The organism is Frigoribacterium sp. PhB116 (assembly GCF_004364285.1).
Lineage (GTDB): Bacteria > Actinomycetota > Actinomycetes > Actinomycetales > Microbacteriaceae > Frigoribacterium.
The window spans coordinates 660,864-676,399 of record NZ_SOBE01000001.1 but is presented as its reverse complement, the minus strand read 5'-3'; the positions used below and the strand labels follow the sequence as shown (position 1 = coordinate 676,399).

15 protein-coding genes are annotated in these 15,536 nt (G+C 71.8%); all 15 read left to right on the top strand.

Going from position 1 to position 15,536, the window contains the following annotated elements:
* The first annotated feature begins 34 nt into the window (after positions 1 to 34).
* The gene (gene dxr, locus EDF20_RS03055) at positions 35 to 1,114 is read left to right on the top strand and encodes a 1-deoxy-D-xylulose-5-phosphate reductoisomerase (RefSeq protein WP_123546280.1); all 1,080 of its coding nucleotides are present in this window, start codon (positions 35 to 37) and stop codon (positions 1,112 to 1,114) included.
* A gap of 129 nt (positions 1,115 to 1,243) precedes the next feature.
* A complete protein-coding gene (locus EDF20_RS03050; RefSeq protein WP_133737659.1) occupies positions 1,244 to 2,575 on the top strand; it encodes a site-2 protease family protein in 1,332 nt (443 codons plus the stop codon).
* A gap of 101 nt (positions 2,576 to 2,676) precedes the next feature.
* Positions 2,677 to 3,825, top strand: a complete 1,149-nt coding sequence (gene ispG, locus EDF20_RS03045; RefSeq protein ID WP_192041883.1) for a flavodoxin-dependent (E)-4-hydroxy-3-methylbut-2-enyl-diphosphate synthase — start codon at positions 2,677 to 2,679, stop codon at positions 3,823 to 3,825.
* A gap of 302 nt (positions 3,826 to 4,127) precedes the next feature.
* Complete coding sequence (locus EDF20_RS03040; RefSeq protein WP_133737658.1) at positions 4,128 to 5,045, top strand: MetQ/NlpA family ABC transporter substrate-binding protein; 918 nt, start codon at positions 4,128 to 4,130, stop codon at positions 5,043 to 5,045.
* A gap of 81 nt (positions 5,046 to 5,126) precedes the next feature.
* Positions 5,127 to 6,206 (top strand): methionine ABC transporter ATP-binding protein, encoded by a 1,080-nt coding sequence (locus tag EDF20_RS03035; RefSeq protein WP_133737657.1) that lies wholly within the window; start codon positions 5,127 to 5,129, stop codon positions 6,204 to 6,206.
* Between the two features lie 2 nt (positions 6,207 to 6,208).
* Positions 6,209 to 6,868, top strand: coding sequence for an ABC transporter permease subunit (locus EDF20_RS03030; protein ID WP_123546270.1), 660 nt, complete (start codon positions 6,209 to 6,211; stop codon positions 6,866 to 6,868).
* 80 nt (positions 6,869 to 6,948) lie between these two features.
* Positions 6,949 to 7,932 carry a MoxR family ATPase gene (locus EDF20_RS03025; protein WP_123547252.1) on the top strand — a complete coding sequence of 328 codons (984 nt, stop codon included), beginning with the start codon at positions 6,949 to 6,951 and terminating at the stop codon, positions 7,930 to 7,932.
* 5 nt (positions 7,933 to 7,937) lie between these two features.
* Positions 7,938 to 8,819: a DUF58 domain-containing protein gene (locus tag EDF20_RS03020; RefSeq protein ID WP_133737656.1), complete on the top strand. Its 882-nt coding sequence runs from the start codon at positions 7,938 to 7,940 to the stop codon at positions 8,817 to 8,819.
* Positions 8,812 to 9,291, top strand: coding sequence for a hypothetical protein (locus EDF20_RS03015; RefSeq protein ID WP_123546266.1), 480 nt, complete (start codon positions 8,812 to 8,814; stop codon positions 9,289 to 9,291). The genes EDF20_RS03020 and EDF20_RS03015 overlap by 8 nt, the downstream gene beginning before the upstream one ends.
* Complete coding sequence (locus EDF20_RS03010) at positions 9,282 to 10,283, top strand: VWA domain-containing protein (RefSeq protein ID WP_123546264.1); 1,002 nt, start codon at positions 9,282 to 9,284, stop codon at positions 10,281 to 10,283. The genes EDF20_RS03015 and EDF20_RS03010 overlap by 10 nt, the downstream gene beginning before the upstream one ends.
* On the top strand, positions 10,280 to 11,344 hold the full coding sequence (locus EDF20_RS03005; protein WP_243833348.1) for a vWA domain-containing protein: 1,065 nt from the start codon (positions 10,280 to 10,282) through the stop codon (positions 11,342 to 11,344). The genes EDF20_RS03010 and EDF20_RS03005 overlap by 4 nt, the downstream gene beginning before the upstream one ends.
* Positions 11,341 to 12,165 (top strand): hypothetical protein, encoded by an 825-nt coding sequence (locus tag EDF20_RS03000; RefSeq protein ID WP_133737655.1) that lies wholly within the window; start codon positions 11,341 to 11,343, stop codon positions 12,163 to 12,165. The genes EDF20_RS03005 and EDF20_RS03000 overlap by 4 nt, the downstream gene beginning before the upstream one ends.
* Positions 12,166 to 12,232: 67 nt before the next feature.
* The gene (locus EDF20_RS02995) at positions 12,233 to 13,990 is read left to right on the top strand and encodes a proline--tRNA ligase (protein ID WP_133737654.1); all 1,758 of its coding nucleotides are present in this window, start codon (positions 12,233 to 12,235) and stop codon (positions 13,988 to 13,990) included.
* A gap of 152 nt (positions 13,991 to 14,142) precedes the next feature.
* On the top strand, positions 14,143 to 15,132 hold the full coding sequence (gene nusA, locus EDF20_RS02990) for a transcription termination factor NusA (protein WP_123546258.1): 990 nt from the start codon (positions 14,143 to 14,145) through the stop codon (positions 15,130 to 15,132).
* A gap of 80 nt (positions 15,133 to 15,212) precedes the next feature.
* The gene (locus tag EDF20_RS02985) at positions 15,213 to 15,518 is read left to right on the top strand and encodes a YlxR family protein (RefSeq protein ID WP_123546256.1); all 306 of its coding nucleotides are present in this window, start codon (positions 15,213 to 15,215) and stop codon (positions 15,516 to 15,518) included.
* The last annotated feature ends 18 nt before the right edge of the window (positions 15,519 to 15,536 follow it).

Genomic DNA, 15,536 nt, shown 5'->3' with positions numbered 1-15,536 from the left:
CGCACCGGGCCGGGCGCGCCCCTAGGCTGACCGCATGCGTCGCGTCATCCTCCTCGGCTCCACCGGCTCCATCGGCGTGCAGGCGCTCGACGTGGTCGCCGCCCACCCCGACCTGTTCACCGTCGTCGGGCTGTCGGCCGGCTCGAACGCCGCCCTGCTGGCCGAGCAGGCAGCCCGCTTCGGCGTCGAGCACACCGCGCTCGGCACCGACGAGTCGGTGGCGCTCGTCCGCGACGTCGAGGCCGACGTCGTCGTCAACGGCATCACGGGCAGCGTGGGCCTCGCGCCGACGCTCGCCGTGCTCGACTCCGGCGCCACGCTGGCTCTGGCCAACAAGGAGAGCCTGATCGTCGGCGGCGACCTCGTGCGCGAGCGCGCGGCACCGGGGCAGATCGTGCCGGTCGACTCCGAGCACTCCGCCATCGCGCAGGCGCTCCGCTCCGGCGACCGCGGCGAGGTCCGTCGCCTCGTGCTCACCGCCTCCGGCGGGCCCTTCCGCGGCCGGACGCGCGCCTCCCTCGCCGACGTCACCCCCGCCGAGGCCCTCGCGCACCCCACGTGGGACATGGGCCGCGTCGTCACGACGAACTCGTCGACGCTCGTCAACAAGGGGCTCGAGGTGATCGAGGCGCACCTGCTCTTCGACGTCGACTACGACCACATCGACGTGACGGTCCACCCGCAGTCGATCGTGCACTCGATGGTCGAGTTCGTCGACGGCTCCACGATCGCCCAGGCGTCGCCGCCCGACATGCGACTGCCGATCTCGCTCGGGATGGCCTGGCCCGACCGCGTGCCGGGCGTGGGCGTGCCCCTCGACTGGACCACCGCCTCCACCTGGACCTTCGAGCCGCTCGACGACGAGGCGTTCCCGTCCGTGCTGCTGGCGAAGCAGGTCGGCCGGGCGGGCGCCACCTGGCCCGCCGTGTTCAACGCGGCGAACGAGCAGGCCGTCCACGCGTTCCACGACGGCAGGGTCGGCTACCTGGGCATCCTCGACACCGTGCGCGAGGTCGTCGACCGGCACACAGCGGGGCCGAGCACCCTCGAAGGCGTGCTCGAGGCCGAGCGCTGGGCCCGCGAGGCTGCCGACGCGCTGCTCGCCCGCCGCTAGCGGCCACCGTCCCGCCGTCAGTTCGTCGGGCACACGGCCGGGCCGAGGAGGCGCGGACCCCGACCCCTCACAGCGTCGCCATGGCCGGTGCGGGGCCGGCTCCCCGTCTCGGACGGCTACCCTTGCCCGGTGGAAACCGTCCTGCTCTACCTGCTCGGCATCGTCGTGATCGTCATCGGGCTCGCCGTCTCGATCGCGCTGCACGAGATCGGGCACCTCGTGCCGGCCAAGAAGTTCGGCGTCAAGGTCGGGCAGTACATGATCGGCTTCGGGCCGACGGTCTTCTCCCGCCGCCGGGGCGAGACCGAGTACGGCGTCAAGGCGCTGCCGCTCGGCGGCTACATCTCGATGTCGGGCATGTACCCCCCGGCGCGGGAGGGCCAGAGGGGCCGGACGGCGAGCACGGGCTTCTTCCAGACCCTCGTCCAGGACGCGCGCACCGCCAGCGCCGACACGATCGACCAGGGCGACGAGCACCGCACCTTCTACCGGCTGCCCGTCTACAAGCGGATCATCATCATGCTCGGCGGGCCGACGATGAACCTGCTCATCGCGATCGTGCTCTTCACGATCTTGCTCTGCGGCTTCGGCACGGCGCAGTCGAGCACCACCGTCGGCCTCGTCAACCAGTGCGTGCTGCCCGCCGGCTCGACCGAGACCGAGTGCCCGGCCGACGCCACGGCGGCGCCCGCCTTCGCGGCCGGCATGGAGAACGGCGACCGCATCGTGTCGATCGACGGCGTGGCGATGACGGACGGCGACCAGGTGACGAGCGCGTTCCGCGCGGCTCCCGACCAGACCCTCAGCGTCGTGGTCGAGCGAGACGGGAGCGAGCAGACGCTCGAGGTCACCCCGGCGCTCTCCGCACGCCAGGTGATCGACTCGGCGGGCGTGCCCGTCGTGGGCGACGACGGCGCCCCGGTCACCCAGGAGGTCGGCTTCGTCGGCATCGGCTTCGCGACGGTGACGGTGCAGCAGCCGGTCACGGCCGTGCTGCCGACCGTCGGCACGAACATCGGGCACGTCGCGAACGTCATCGTGCACCTGCCGCAGCGCATGGTCGCCGTCGCCCAGGCCGCGTTCGGCGGGGGAGAGCGCGACGCGAACGGCCCCGTGAGCGTCGTCGGGGTCGGCCGGATGGCGGGCGAGGTGGTCAGCCTCGACACCGTGCCGTTCATCGACCGGGCCGCGTTCCTCGTGAGCCTGCTCGCCAGCCTCAACGTCGCCCTGTTCGTCTTCAACCTCGTGCCGCTGATGCCCCTCGACGGCGGCCACGTCGCGGGCGCGCTGATCGAGGCGATCCGTCGTGGCTTCGCCAAGCTCTTCCGCCGCCCCGACCCGGGGCCCGTCGACACGGCGAAGGTCATCCCGCTCACGTTCGCGGTCGTGATCGTCCTCGGCGGCATGGGGCTGCTGCTCGCCTACGCCGACATCGTGAACCCGATCTCGCTGATCCGCTGACCCGCTCGGCAGCCGGCCCGCGGACGTCCTGACCTGCTGGCCCGCTGGGCGTCCTCGCCTCCGACATCGCGCGCCCAGCGCACGGGTCTACGATCGACGACGTGCCTGCAGTCAATCTCGGAATGCCGAAGGTCCCCGAAACCCTTGCCCCGCGACGCAAGTCGCGGCAGATCAAGGTCGGCAAGGTCCTCGTCGGAGGCGACGCTCCCGTCAGCGTCCAGTCGATGACCACCACGCCCACCACGAACATCAATGCGACGCTTCAGCAGATCGCCGAGCTCACCGCCTCGGGCTGCGACATCGTGCGCGTCGCCGTGCCCACTCGCGACGACGCGGAGACGCTGCCGATCATCGCGAAGAAGAGCCAGATCCCGGTGATCGCCGACATCCACTTCCAGCCGAACTACGTGTTCCAGGCGATCGACGCCGGCTGCGCCGCGGTGCGCGTCAACCCCGGCAACATCCGCAAGTTCGACGACCAGGTCGGCAAGATCGCCGCCGCCGCCAAGGCCGCGGGCGTCTCGATCCGCATCGGCGTGAACGCCGGGTCGCTCGAGCCCAGCATCCTGCAGAAGTACGGCAAGGCGACGCCCGAGGCGCTCGTCGAGTCCGCGGTGTGGGAGGCGTCCCTCTTCGAGGAGCACGACTTCCACGACTTCAAGATCTCGGTCAAGCACAACGACCCGGTCATCATGGTCAAGGCCTACCGGCAGCTCGCGGAGCGTGGCGACTGGCCCCTGCACCTCGGCGTGACCGAGGCCGGCCCCGAGTTCCAGGGCACCATCAAGTCGGCCACGGCCTTCGGCATCCTGCTCGGCGAGGGCATCGGCGACACCATCCGCGTGAGCCTCAGCGCGCCTCCTGCGCAGGAGGTCAAGGTCGGCCTGCAGATCCTCCAGTCGCTGAACCTGCGCGAGCGCAAGCTCGAGATCGTCAGCTGCCCCAGCTGCGGTCGTGCGCAGGTCGACGTGTACAAGCTCGCGAACGACGTCACCGACGGCCTCGAGGGCATGACGGTCCCGCTCCGCGTGGCGGTCATGGGCTGCGTCGTGAACGGCCCGGGCGAGGCCCGCGAGGCCGACCTCGGCGTCGCGTCGGGCAACGGCAAGGGCCAGATCTTCGTCAAGGGCGAGGTCATCAAGACCGTGCCCGAGTCCGAGATCGTCCAGACGCTGATCGACGAGGCCAACCGCCTCGCGGCCGAGATGCCCCCGGGCGAGGTCGGCTCGCCCCAAGTCCTCACGGTCTGAGGCTGATCGCGGGTCGGTCACCGACCCGACCGCCCCGAGGAGGCGCGGTGCAGGCTCCGGCCGCACCGCGCCTCCTCCGCGTCGCAGCCTGCCTGCCGCCGGTGACGTGTCCGGCCGACGCTGGTGCCCCCGCCTCCCGGCCTCCCGATCAGTGTTCGTGCATGCTCGCGGAGCAGGTGTGTCGCCGTGTGACGCGCCGATTGTGACCCGGCCCGCCCCGCCGGTCACGATGGAGGGACGCACGGTCGTGGTGCCGGCAGCAGCAGCCGGCGACGTGCGTCGCACCGTCTGAGAGGAACGTCATGTCCGAGGCAACACCCCTGATCGAGGCCCCGAAGAAGAAGCGCGGACGGCTGATCGCGATCGTCGTGGCGGTCGTCGTCGTCCTCGCCGCCGTGGGCGTCGGCATCGCCGTCGCGAACCGGGGCGGCGACGCCGTGCGCATCGGGGTCGTCGGCGCGAGCGACCCGTACTGGGCCACCTTCACGCAGGCCGCCGCCGACGAGGGCATCGACGTCGAGATCGTCGACTTCGCCAACTACGAGCAGCCGAACCCGGCGCTGACCGAGGACGAGCTCGACCTCAACCAGTTCCAGCACATCGTCTACCTGGCCCAGTACGACGTGTCGGCCGACGCCGACCTCGTGCCGATCGGCTCGACGGCGATCTACCCGCTGCCCCTGTACTCGCAGGAGCACACCTCGCTCGACCAGTTCAGCAAGGGCGACACCGTCGCCGTGCCCGACGACGCGAGCAACCTCGCCCGCTCGCTCCTCGTGCTGCAGTCGAACGGCCTGATCGAGCTCAAGGACGGCGGCGACATCTTCTCCGGCCTCGACGACATCGACACCGAGGCGTCGACGGTCACGGTCTCGCCCGTCGCGGCCGACCTCGCCGCGACGTCGCTGCCCGACTTCGACGGCGCGATCATCAACAACGAGTACGCCACCAAGGCGGGGCTCTCGCCCGACACGATCATCGCCCAGGACGACGCCTCCGACCCGGCGTCGCTGCCCTACGTCAACGTCTTCGCCGCTCGTGAGGGCGACGCGGACAACGAGACGTACCAGAAGCTCGTCCAGATCTACCAGGACACGAAGGCCGTCACCGACGGCGTCGTCGAGAACTCGGGCGGCACGGCCCTCACCACGAAGGTGCCCGTCGCCGACCTGCGCGAGTCGCTCGAGCAGACGAAGGAGCTCGTGGAGCAGAACGGCTGACGCCGCCTGCCCCCGCCCGGGCCCGACCCGCTCGCCACGACGGCGCGCTGGTCGGGCCCTTCCGACCGTGACGAGGAGACCATGCCCGCCATCACCCTGACCGACGTCGTCAAGACCTACCCGCCCCGCGAGAAGGGCGCCGCACCGCTGACGGCCGTCGACGGCGTCAGCCTCGAGATCGCCGACGGCGAGATCTTCGGGATCATCGGCTACTCCGGCGCCGGCAAGAGCACGCTGGTGCGCCTGATCAACGCGCTCGAGCCGACGACGAGCGGCCGGATCGAGATCGACGGCCGTCCCGTGACCGGGCTGCGCGAGCGCGAGCTCCGCGGGGTGCGCGCCGGCATCGGCATGATCTTCCAGCAGTTCAACCTGTTCTCGTCGAAGACGGTCTGGGGCAACGTCGAGTTCCCGCTCAAGGCGGCCGGGGTGCCGAAGGCCGACCACCAGCGGCGGATCAGCGAGCTGCTGCACTTCGTCGGGCTGGCCGACAAGGCGCACGCCCGCCCCGACCAGCTGTCGGGCGGCCAGAAGCAGCGCGTCGGGATCGCCCGCGCACTCGCGACGTCGCCGGGCGTGCTGCTCGCCGACGAGGCGACGAGCGCGCTCGACCCCGAGACCACGCAGGAGGTGCTGGCCCTGCTCCGGCGGGTCAACGCCGAGCTGGGCATCACCATCGTCGTCATCACGCACGAGATGGACGTCATCAAGTCGATCGCCGACCGCGTCGCCGTGATGGACCGTGGTCGGGTCGTCGAGATCGGACGCACCTTCGAGGTCTTCTCGGCCCCGCGCGAGGCGTCCACACGGCGCTTCGTCTCCACCGTCGTCGCCGGCTCGCCGGAGGGCGACGACCTCGCAGCGCTCCGCCGTCGCCACGAGGGCCGCCTCGTGACCGTGCGCGTCTCCGAGGGCGGCGTCGACCAGCAGCAGGTCTTCGGCGTGCTCGCCCGCCACGGCGTCCGCTTCGAGATCGTCTTCGGCGGCATCGACGAGATCGGTGGGCGCACCTTCGGCACCCTGACCCTGGCCCTCACGGGCGCCGACGGCGACGTCTCGGCGGCCGTCGCCGAGCTCGGGGCCGCGGCGACCGAGCTCCCGGCCTCGCCCACGACCGAGGCCGCGCCCGTCCGGCCGGCCCACGACGCGGAGGCTCGCTGACCATGGACTCCCTGATCGACCTGCAGCCCCAGCTCTGGAAGGCGGCCTACGAGACCGTCTACATCGTCGCCCTGACCCTGCTCTTCGGCGGGCTCGGCGGGCTCCTGCTCGGGCTCGCCCTCTACCTCACGCGCGAGGGCGCCCTCTTCGCGAACCGCGTCGTCTTCGGCGTCCTCAACGTGGTCGTCAACGTGTTCCGGCCGATCCCGTTCATCATCTTCCTCGCGGCCGCGCAGCCCCTCGCCCGGGCCGTCGTGGGCACGGGCGTCGGCAACACGGCCATCATCTTCACGTTGTCGCTCGCGGCCTCGTTCGCGATCTCGCGGATCGTCGAGCAGAACCTGCTCACCGTGCAGCCGGGCGTCGTCGAGGCGGCCAGGGCCGCGGGTGCAGGGCCGTTCCGGATCATCGGGAGCATCGTGCTGCCGGAGGCGCTCGGCCCGTTGATCCTCGGCTACACGTTCATCTTCGTCGCGCTCGTCGACATGTCGGCGGTCGCGGGTTACGTCGGCGGCGGGGGACTCGGCGCGTTCGCCCTGCTCTACGGCTACCGGCAGTTCGACCCCGTGGTCACGTGGGGCGCGGTGCTGCTCATCATCGTGCTGGTGCAGCTCGTCCAGTTCCTGGGCAACCACCTCGCGAGGAGGGCGCTCCGGCGGTGACGTCGGACGCCTCGGTTACAGTGGGCCGGGTGACCGACACCTCGACGACGCCCCCGCCTCCCGCCGCGGTCGGCACCCCGATCAGCCCCGCCGACCTCGAGCGTGCCGCCGGTGTCGTCGATGCCGTGTCGCACGCGTTCTCGCGCAAGGTGGTGGGCCAGACCGGCCTCCGCGACACCCTGCTGATCGCGCTGATCACGGGCGGGCACGTGTTGCTCGAGAGCGTCCCCGGGCTGGCCAAGACGACCGCGGCGGCGACGCTCGCGCAGTCCGTCGAGGCGAGCTTCACCCGCATCCAGTGCACGCCCGACCTGCTGCCGAGCGACATCACCGGCACCCAGATCTACGACGCGCAGAAGTCTACCTTCGTGACGCAGCTCGGCCCCGTGCACTCGAACTTCGTGCTGCTCGACGAGATCAACCGCTCGAGCGCGAAGACCCAGAGCGCGATGCTCGAGGCGATGCAAGAGAGGCAGACGAGCATCGGCGGCACCGTCTACCCGCTGCCCCGGCCCTTCCTCGTGCTGGCCACGCAGAACCCGATCGAGCAAGAGGGCACGTACCAGCTGCCCGAGGCGCAGCTCGACCGGTTCCTCCTGAAAGAGGTGCTCGACTACCCGTCGCCCGCCGAGGAGGCCGAGGTCATCCGGCGCATCGAGGCCGGCGTCTACGACGAGCAGCAGGTCGACGCGCCGACCGGCGTCTCGCTCGAGGACGTCGTGTGGCTGCAAGAACTGGCCAAGCGCGTGTACGTCGACGCGTCGATCGTCAACTACATCGTCCAGCTGATCTACGTGACGCGGCACCCGCAGCAGTACATCCCCGGCAGCCTCGCCGACTACGTCCAGTTCGGCGCGAGCCCGCGTGCCAGCATCGCGTTCATGCAAGCCGCGCGTGCCCTGGCCCTGCTGCACGGCCGAGACTACGTCATCCCGGAAGACGTGAAGCACCTGCGGCACGGCGTGCTGCGGCACCGCGTCATCCTCGGCTACGAGGCCACGGCGGACGACGTGGCCCCCGAGACGATCATCGATGCCGTCTTCGCCTCCGTGCAGACTCCCTGACGACCGTGGCGAGCCTCCTCCTCCGGGTGCGCACGAAGATGTCCCTGTTCGCGCACCGCCGCACCCTCGACCTGCTCGAGGGCGGCTGGGCGTCGGTCCACCACGGCCGCAGCCACGACTTCGACGACCTGAGGGCCTACGTGCCGGGCGACGAGGTGAAGGACATCGACTGGAAGGCGACCGCCCGTCACGGCGAACCGCTGGTGAAGCGCTACGTCGCCAGCAGGAGGCGGTCGCTGGTCCTCGTCGTCGACACCGGTCGCAACATGGCCGCGACGGCCGCCAGCGGCGAGACCAAGAAAGAGATAGCGATCATGGCGGCCGGCGCCCTGGGCTACATCGCGTCGCGCCACGGCGACGTCGTCTCGCTCGTCGCGGGCGACGAGGGCGGCACCGTCGCCCTCCCCGCCGGGGCGACCGAGGCGCACCTCGAGCGCCTCCTCCGCCAGGTCGACCGTCGTGTCTCGCTCGACGCACCCCGCAGCGACCTGCGGGGCGTCCTCGACTGGGTCGCCCGCGGCGTCCGCCGCCGGTCGATCCTCGTCGTGGTGACCGACGACGTCGTCGTCGACGCCGAGCTGGTGAGGCTCCTCCGACGGCTTCGCGCCCAGCACGAGATCGTCTGGGTCACGGTCGGCGACGCCGACCTCATGACGCGGTCCGGCCACGCCGGGGACGTCTACGACGTGCAGGAGGTCACGGCCCTCCCGGCGTACCTGCGCGAGAACGCGGCCCTGCGACGCGCCTTCGACGAGTCGTCCGAGCGGCGTACGGACGACGCCGGCCGGCAGCTGCAGGCACTGGGCATCAGCAGCGAGAGGCTGTCGAGCCAGGCGGGCGTCGTGCCCGGGCTCTTCACGCTGATGGAGAAGCACCGCCGTGCTTGACGACAGGGGCTTCTTCGGGCCGTACCAGTACCCGCTCTGGGTCCTCTGGCTGGTGCTCGGGCTCGTCCTCCTGGGCCTCGTGGCGGCGTGGATCGTCTTCGTGCTGCGCTTCTCGGCGCGGCGGCTGCCCCCGTCGGCCCGCCGGGCGGCAGCAGCCGCGGTCGTCGACCTGCCGTCGGTCCGGCTCCGATACCTCGGCCTGATCGACGAGGTGCAGGCCGCCTCCCGCGACGGCCGTCTCGGCGAGCGGGCGGTGCACAGCCGGCTCAGCCTCCTCCTCCGGTTCTTCGTCCACGAGACGGCGGGCGCCGACACGCACGTGATGACCCTCGCCGACCTGCGCGAGGCCGACCTGCCCCGCGTGGCCGACGCGGTCGAGCAGTGGTACCCGCCGGCCTTCGCGCAGCAGCACTCCGGCGACCCCGACCGTGCCGCCGAGACCGCGCGCGAGGTGGTGCGCTCGTGGTCCTGATCTGGTGGTGGGCCCTGCTCGCAGCCCTCGTCGTCGCCGGGCTCGGCGCCTGGCTCTGGCTCGTGCTGCGACGCCGCGAGCGCGCACGACTGCGCCGCGCCGGCACCCCCGTCGCCCACAGCGAGCGCCTGACCGAGCTCCCCGTGTACCGCCGGCTCGTCGCCCGCTACCGCGCGGCGCTCGTGGGCGCCCTCGTCCTCGTCGTCGCCCTCACCGGCCTCGGCGCCCTGCTGATCGCCCGGCCGGGCACGGTCCAGGTCGTCGAGCCGCCGTCCTACAAGCGCGACATCGTGCTCTGCCTCGACGTCTCGGGGTCGATGACCGAGGTCGACTCCCAGATCGTGTCGACCTTCGCCGAGCTCGCGTCGGGCCTCGACGGCGAGCGGATCGGGCTGACCCTCTTCGACAGCTCGTCCGTGCAGGCGTTCCCCCTGACCGACGACTACGACTTCGTCGCCGAGCAGCTGAGCCAGTACCGCGACTCCTTCGACAGCGCGGGCGAGGACGGCACGCGGTACTGGACGGGCACCGACCTCGGGCAGGGCGCCTCCCTGATCGGCGACGGCCTCGCCGCCTGCGCCCTCAGCTTCGACGGGGGCAGCGAGAGCACCCGGCCGAAGTCGATCGTGCTGGCGACCGACAACTACGTGAACGGCGCGGCCCTGCTGACGCTCGACGAGGCGGGGCAGCTCGCGACCGACCGCGGCATCCGGGTCTACGCGCTGAACCCCGCGGACTACTCCGACGACGCCGTGGCGGACGAGGTCGCCGGCGAGCTGCGCACCGTCGTCGAGTCGACCGGCGGTGCCTACTACGCGCTCGACGGCGCGACCACCGTGGCCGAGATCGTGCAGCAGATCGACGACCAGGAGGCGGGCCTCTTCACCGGGACACGTCGCCTCGTCACGACCGACGCCCCGCAGGTCGCCGTCATCGTCGCGCTCCTGCTCGCCGCGGCCTCGTTCGTCCTGCTCTGGCGGGTGCGGCTGTGACCGCGGCGACGGCGGCGCTGCCCGCCGCGATCGTGCTGCAGCCCGTTCTCCCGTGGTGGCTGCTCGCCGTCCTCGGCGTCGCGCTGCTGGGCTTCGTCGGGTGGCGGGTCGTCGCCGAGCGGGGCGACCGCCGCCTCCTGCGCAGCTGGGTCCGCCGTCTCGTGGTGGCGCTGCTGCTGCTCGTCGTCGCCGTGCGCCCGGGCGTGCCCGGCGGCAGCGCGCAGGCGTCGACGGCGGCGCTCAACGTGTTCTTCGTCGTCGACACCACCTCCAGCATCGCGGCGGAGGACTGGGACGGCGACCGCCCGCGGCTCGAGGGCGTCCGGAGCGACGTCGACGCGATCGCGAGCGAGCTGGCCGGCGCCCGCTTCTCGCTCATCTCGTTCGACAGCACCGCCGTGCTCCGCACCCCGCTCACCGACGACGCGGCGGCCGTCGTGACCGCGGCCTCCGTCATGAACCAGGAGATCACCTACTACTCCAGCGGCAGCAGCATCACCGAGGCCTCCGACCTCCTGGCCGAGCGACTGCAGGAGGCGCGCGAGGCCGACCCCGAGAGGGCGAACGTCGTCTACTACCTGGGCGACGGAGAGCAGACGGCCGACGAGGCGCCCGGCTCGTTCGCGGCGGCTGCAGCCGACGTCGACGGGGGAGCGGTGCTCGGCTACGGCACCGCCGCGGGCGGGCGCATGAAGGTCTTCGACGGGTACGGCGACGCCTACAGCAGCACCGAGTACATCAAGGACAGGACGCAGCCGGGCGAGCCGGACGCCCTCTCGGTGATCGACGAGGACGCCCTCCGCACGATCGCCTCCCAGCTGGGCGTCGACTACGTGCACCGGGAGGTCGACACGGGCGTCGGGGCCGTCGTCGCCGACGCGCGCGACGGGTCTGTCGCCTCGGACGAGGGCCGTGCCGAGGCCGTCGTCGACCTGTACTGGATCGCCGCCGTCCCGCTGTTCCTGCTCGCCCTGGTCGAGGTGGCCGTCGTCGCCCGAGCCCTCGCCGAGATCCGCGTCCGGCCCCGGGCCGACCGTGCACCCGGAAGGACGTCGTCGTGACCGACACCCTCGCCCCGCCGCCCGTCGACGACCGCGACCGGGCGACCGCCGCGGAGCCGAGCCTCGACCAGTACCGTCGCCGGCTCCGACGCCGGATGTTCCTCTGGTCGGCCCCGGTCGTGCTGGTCGTGCTGCTCGTGGCGCTCAAGCTGCTCAGCCTCCCGCTCTTCGCGGGCCTGACGCAGCACGCCTACGACGCCCGGGCCTACGAGCGTGCCGCCTCCCTCACCGCGCCCCTCGGCGTCGCCAACGTGGTCGAGCCGTGGGTGCACCACTTCGACCGCGGCACGGCGTGGGCGAGGGTCGGGGTGCTCGACGTCGCGCGGCAGGAGTTCGTCACCGCGCTCGACCTCGCGCCCGAGGGCGACGAGACGATCTCGTGCGTCATCCGCACCGACCTCGTGCTCGTCATCGAGGCCCAGGGCGACGCCGCGCTGCTCGAGCTGCGCTACGCCGACGCCGAGCAGCTCTACGAGCTGGGGCAATCGACGATCGCCGAGGCTCCCGAGGGCTGCTTCCAGCCCCCGGACGACCCGAAGCAGCCCGACACGTCGCAGCCCCTCGACGACGCGCAGGGCAGGCTGGGCGACAAGCAGCAGCAGGCCGAGGGCGGCGACCAGGGCGACCCCTCGGGAGGCGACGGCTCGGATCCCGGGCAGGGCGGCGGCGAGGACGAGGGCGACGCCGGGGCGGGCGGCACCGACCCGCTCGACCAGCTGCAGCAGCAGGGCGACGAGAGCCAGCAGGAGCGCCAGCAGGACACCGACCGCGAGCGGTACTACGAGCAGGCGCCGGGGGAGTACGACGGCAAGCCCTGGTGAGCGTGACCGGGACGAGCCTCGGGGCACGGGGCCGCGTCCCCTCCGGGCACGCCCCTATGCTGGGCGGGTGTCCACGCGCCTCTCCCAGCTCTTCGTCCGCACCCTCCGTGAAGATCCCTCCGACGCGGAGGTGACCAGCCACCGCCTCCTCGTGCGGGCCGGCTACATCCGCCGCCAGGCGCCCGGCGTGTTCGCCTGGCTGCCCCTGGGCCTCCGGGTCAAGGCCAGGATCGAGGCCGTCGTCCGCGAGGAGATGACCGCCGCGGGCGCGCAGGAGGTGCACTTCCCGGCCCTGCTGCCGCGCGAGCCCTACGAGGCGACCGGCCGCTGGACCGAGTACGGCGAGGGGATGTTCCGCCTCAAGGACCGCAAGGACGCCGACTACCTGCTCGCCCCCACGCACGAGGAGGCCTTCACGCTCCTGGTGAAGGACCTGTACTCGTCGTACAAGGACCTGCCGCTGACGCTGTTCCAGATCCAGGACAAGTACCGCGACGAGGCACGGCCCCGTGCCGGCCTGCTGCGCGGTCGCGAGTTCACGATGAAGGACGCCTACTCGTTCGACGCCAGCGACGCCGGGCTCGAGGCCAGCTACCAGCTGCAGCGCGACGCCTACGAGCGCATCTTCACGCGTCTCGGCCTCGAGTACGTCATCGTCCAGGCCGACGCCGGCGCGATGGGCGGCTCGCGCTCCGAGGAGTTCCTCCACCCCACCGAGGTCGGCGAGGACACCTTCGTCCGCTCGGCCGGCGGCTACGCCGCGAACGTCGAGGCGTTCACCACGACGGTGCCCGAGGTCAGGCAGATCGAGGGTCAGCCGGCCCCGGTGATGCTCGACAAGGCCGTGACGCCGACCATCGCGTCGCTCGTCGACCAGCTGAACGCGTCGCACCCCCGCCAGGACGGCCGGGACTGGGCTGCTGCCGACATCCTGAAGAACGTCGTCGTCGCGCTCACGCACCTCGACGGGACGCGCGAGCTCGTCGTCGTGGGCCTGCCCGGCGATCGCGACGTCGACATGAAGCGCCTCGAGGTCGCCTTCGCGCCCGCCGAGGTCGACGCGGCGGGTGACGCCGACTTCGCCCGGACCCCCGGTCTCGTCAAGGGCTACATCGGGCCCGGCGGCGCGGGCTGGGGAGCCGCGATCCGCTACGTCGTCGACCCCCGGGTCGTCGAGGGCAGCTCGTGGGTGACCGGAGCGAACATCGACGGCGTCCACGTCGCCGGGCTCGTCGCCGGTCGGGACTTCGAGCACGACGGCGTCGTCGAGGCGGCGCAGGTCCACGAGGGCGACCCGGCCCCCGACGGCTCCGGTCCGATCGAGACGGCCCGCGGCATGGAGATCGGCCACGTGTTCCAGCTCGGCCGCAAGTACGCCGAGGCCCTCGGCCTCAAGGTGCTGGACGAGAACGGCAAGCAGGTCACCGTGACGATGGGCTCGTACGGCATCGGCGTGACGCGCATCCTCGCGGTGATCGCCGAGGCGAACAACGACGCCAAGGGCCTCGTCTGGCCCGCCAACGTCGCGCCGTTCGACGTGCACGTCGTCGCGACCGGCAAGGACCCGGTCGTCTTCGAGGTGGCCGAGGCGCTCACCGCCGAGCTCGAGGCGCACCGCCTCGACGTTCTCTACGACGACCGCCCCAAGGTCTCGCCCGGGGTCAAGTTCGGCGACGCCGAGCTGCTCGGCGTCCCGCAGATCGTCGTCGTCGGGCGCTCCGCCGGCGAGGGGATCGTCGAGCTCTGGGACCGCCGTACGGGCGAGCGCACGCCCGTCCCGGTGGCCGAGGCAGTCGCGGCCCTCTCGGCTCCGCGCGCCTCCTGACGTCGTCGGCCCGCGCCTCCTCGCGTCCCCACGGACGCAGGAGGCGCGGGCCGCGTCCGGTCCTCCGCCCCCGTCGCACTCGGGTACCGTAGGGGGATGCTGTGCGCGCCACCGTGTGCGCAGCCTGAAGATCTGAACAGTGGAGGCCCTCAGTGGACATCGACCTGAGCGTGCTGCGTCTCATGGAACGCGAGCGCGAGATCCCCTTCGAGGAACTCGTGGGCATCATCGAGCAGGCCATCCTCACGGCCTACCTCAAGCACACCGACCAGCCGGAGAGCCGCGTCCCTGCGGCCCGGGTCGAGCTCGACCGCAAGACCGGGCACGTGTCCGTCTTCGCCATCGAGCGCGACGAGGAAGGCGAGGTCGTCGGCGAGTCCGTCGACAGCCCCAGCGACTTCGGCCGCATCGCCGCCTTCGCGGCCAAGCAGGTGATCAACCAGCGCCTGCGCGACATCGGCGACGACAAGGTCCTCGGCCAGTTCAAGGGGCGCGAGGGCGACATCGTCGCCGGCGTCATCCAGCAGGGGCCGAACCCCCGCATGGTGCACGTCGACCTCGGCACCGTCGAGGCGATCCTGCCTCCCGAGGAGCAGGTGCCCGGCGAGAAGTACGACCACGGCACGCGCATCCGCGTCTACGTGACCGGCGTCAGCAAGGGCACGAAGGGGCCGCAGATCACCGTCTCGCGGACGCACCCCTCGCTCGTCCGCAAGCTCTTCGCGCTCGAGGTCCCCGAGATCGCCAGCGGCGTCGTCGAGATCGTGTCCCTGGCCCGCGAGGCCGGGCACCGCACCAAGATCGCGGTGCGCGCGACCGAGCCCGGCGTCAACGCGAAGGGCGCGTGCATCGGCGAGATGGGCGCCCGGGTGCGGGCCGTGCAGACCGAGCTCGGCGACGAGAAGATCGACATCGTCGACTACTCGAGCGACCTGCCCGTCTTCGTCGCCAGCGCGCTGTCGCCGGCCAAGGTGTCGTCGTCCTTCGTCATCGACCAGGCGACGAAGGCCGTCCGGGCCCTGGTGCCCGACTACCAGCTGTCGCTCGCCATCGGCAAGGAGGGGCAGAACGCCCGTCTCGCCGCGAAGCTCACGGGCGCGCGCATCGACATCCAGCCCGATTCGATCCTCGAGGACGACTGACCGGCCGGGACGCCGGGGATGAGCGGCGCACCACGCCGTTCGCCCCCGGCGTCTCCCGTCCGCCGACCCGAGGGGGTAGAGTGGTACCCGTAAGAACGTGCATCGGTACTCGAGCGCGCGCTCCACGGTCCTCACTCGTGAGGGTCGTCGCCCGTGACGGACGCCTGGTGGTCGACGAGACCGCCACGCTGCCCGGGCGGGGCGCGTGGTTGACGCCTTCGATGGACGCGTTCGAGTCGGCAGTGAAACGCAGGGCCTTCCGCCGTGCGCTCCGCCTCGACTCCGAGCCCGACACCGAGCAGCTCCGCGACCACCTGATGCGGCTGCAGACCGATGTGCACACCCCGAGTTCCACCACGACCACTGGCCACGACAGAACAGGCTGACAGGCACATGGACAACTA

Bases quoted from the DNA above. Each gene is read 5' to 3' on its own strand.
- EDF20_RS03030 (WP_123546270.1), top strand. From the start codon at position 6,209: ATGGACTCCCTGATCGACCTGCAGCCCCAGCTCTGGAAGGCGGCCTAC.
- EDF20_RS03035 (WP_133737657.1), top strand. From the start codon at position 5,127: ATGCCCGCCATCACCCTGACCGACGTCGTCAAGACCTACCCGCCCCGC.
- EDF20_RS03040 (WP_133737658.1), top strand. From the start codon at position 4,128: ATGTCCGAGGCAACACCCCTGATCGAGGCCCCGAAGAAGAAGCGCGGA.
- dxr (WP_123546280.1), top strand. From the start codon at position 35: ATGCGTCGCGTCATCCTCCTCGGCTCCACCGGCTCCATCGGCGTGCAG.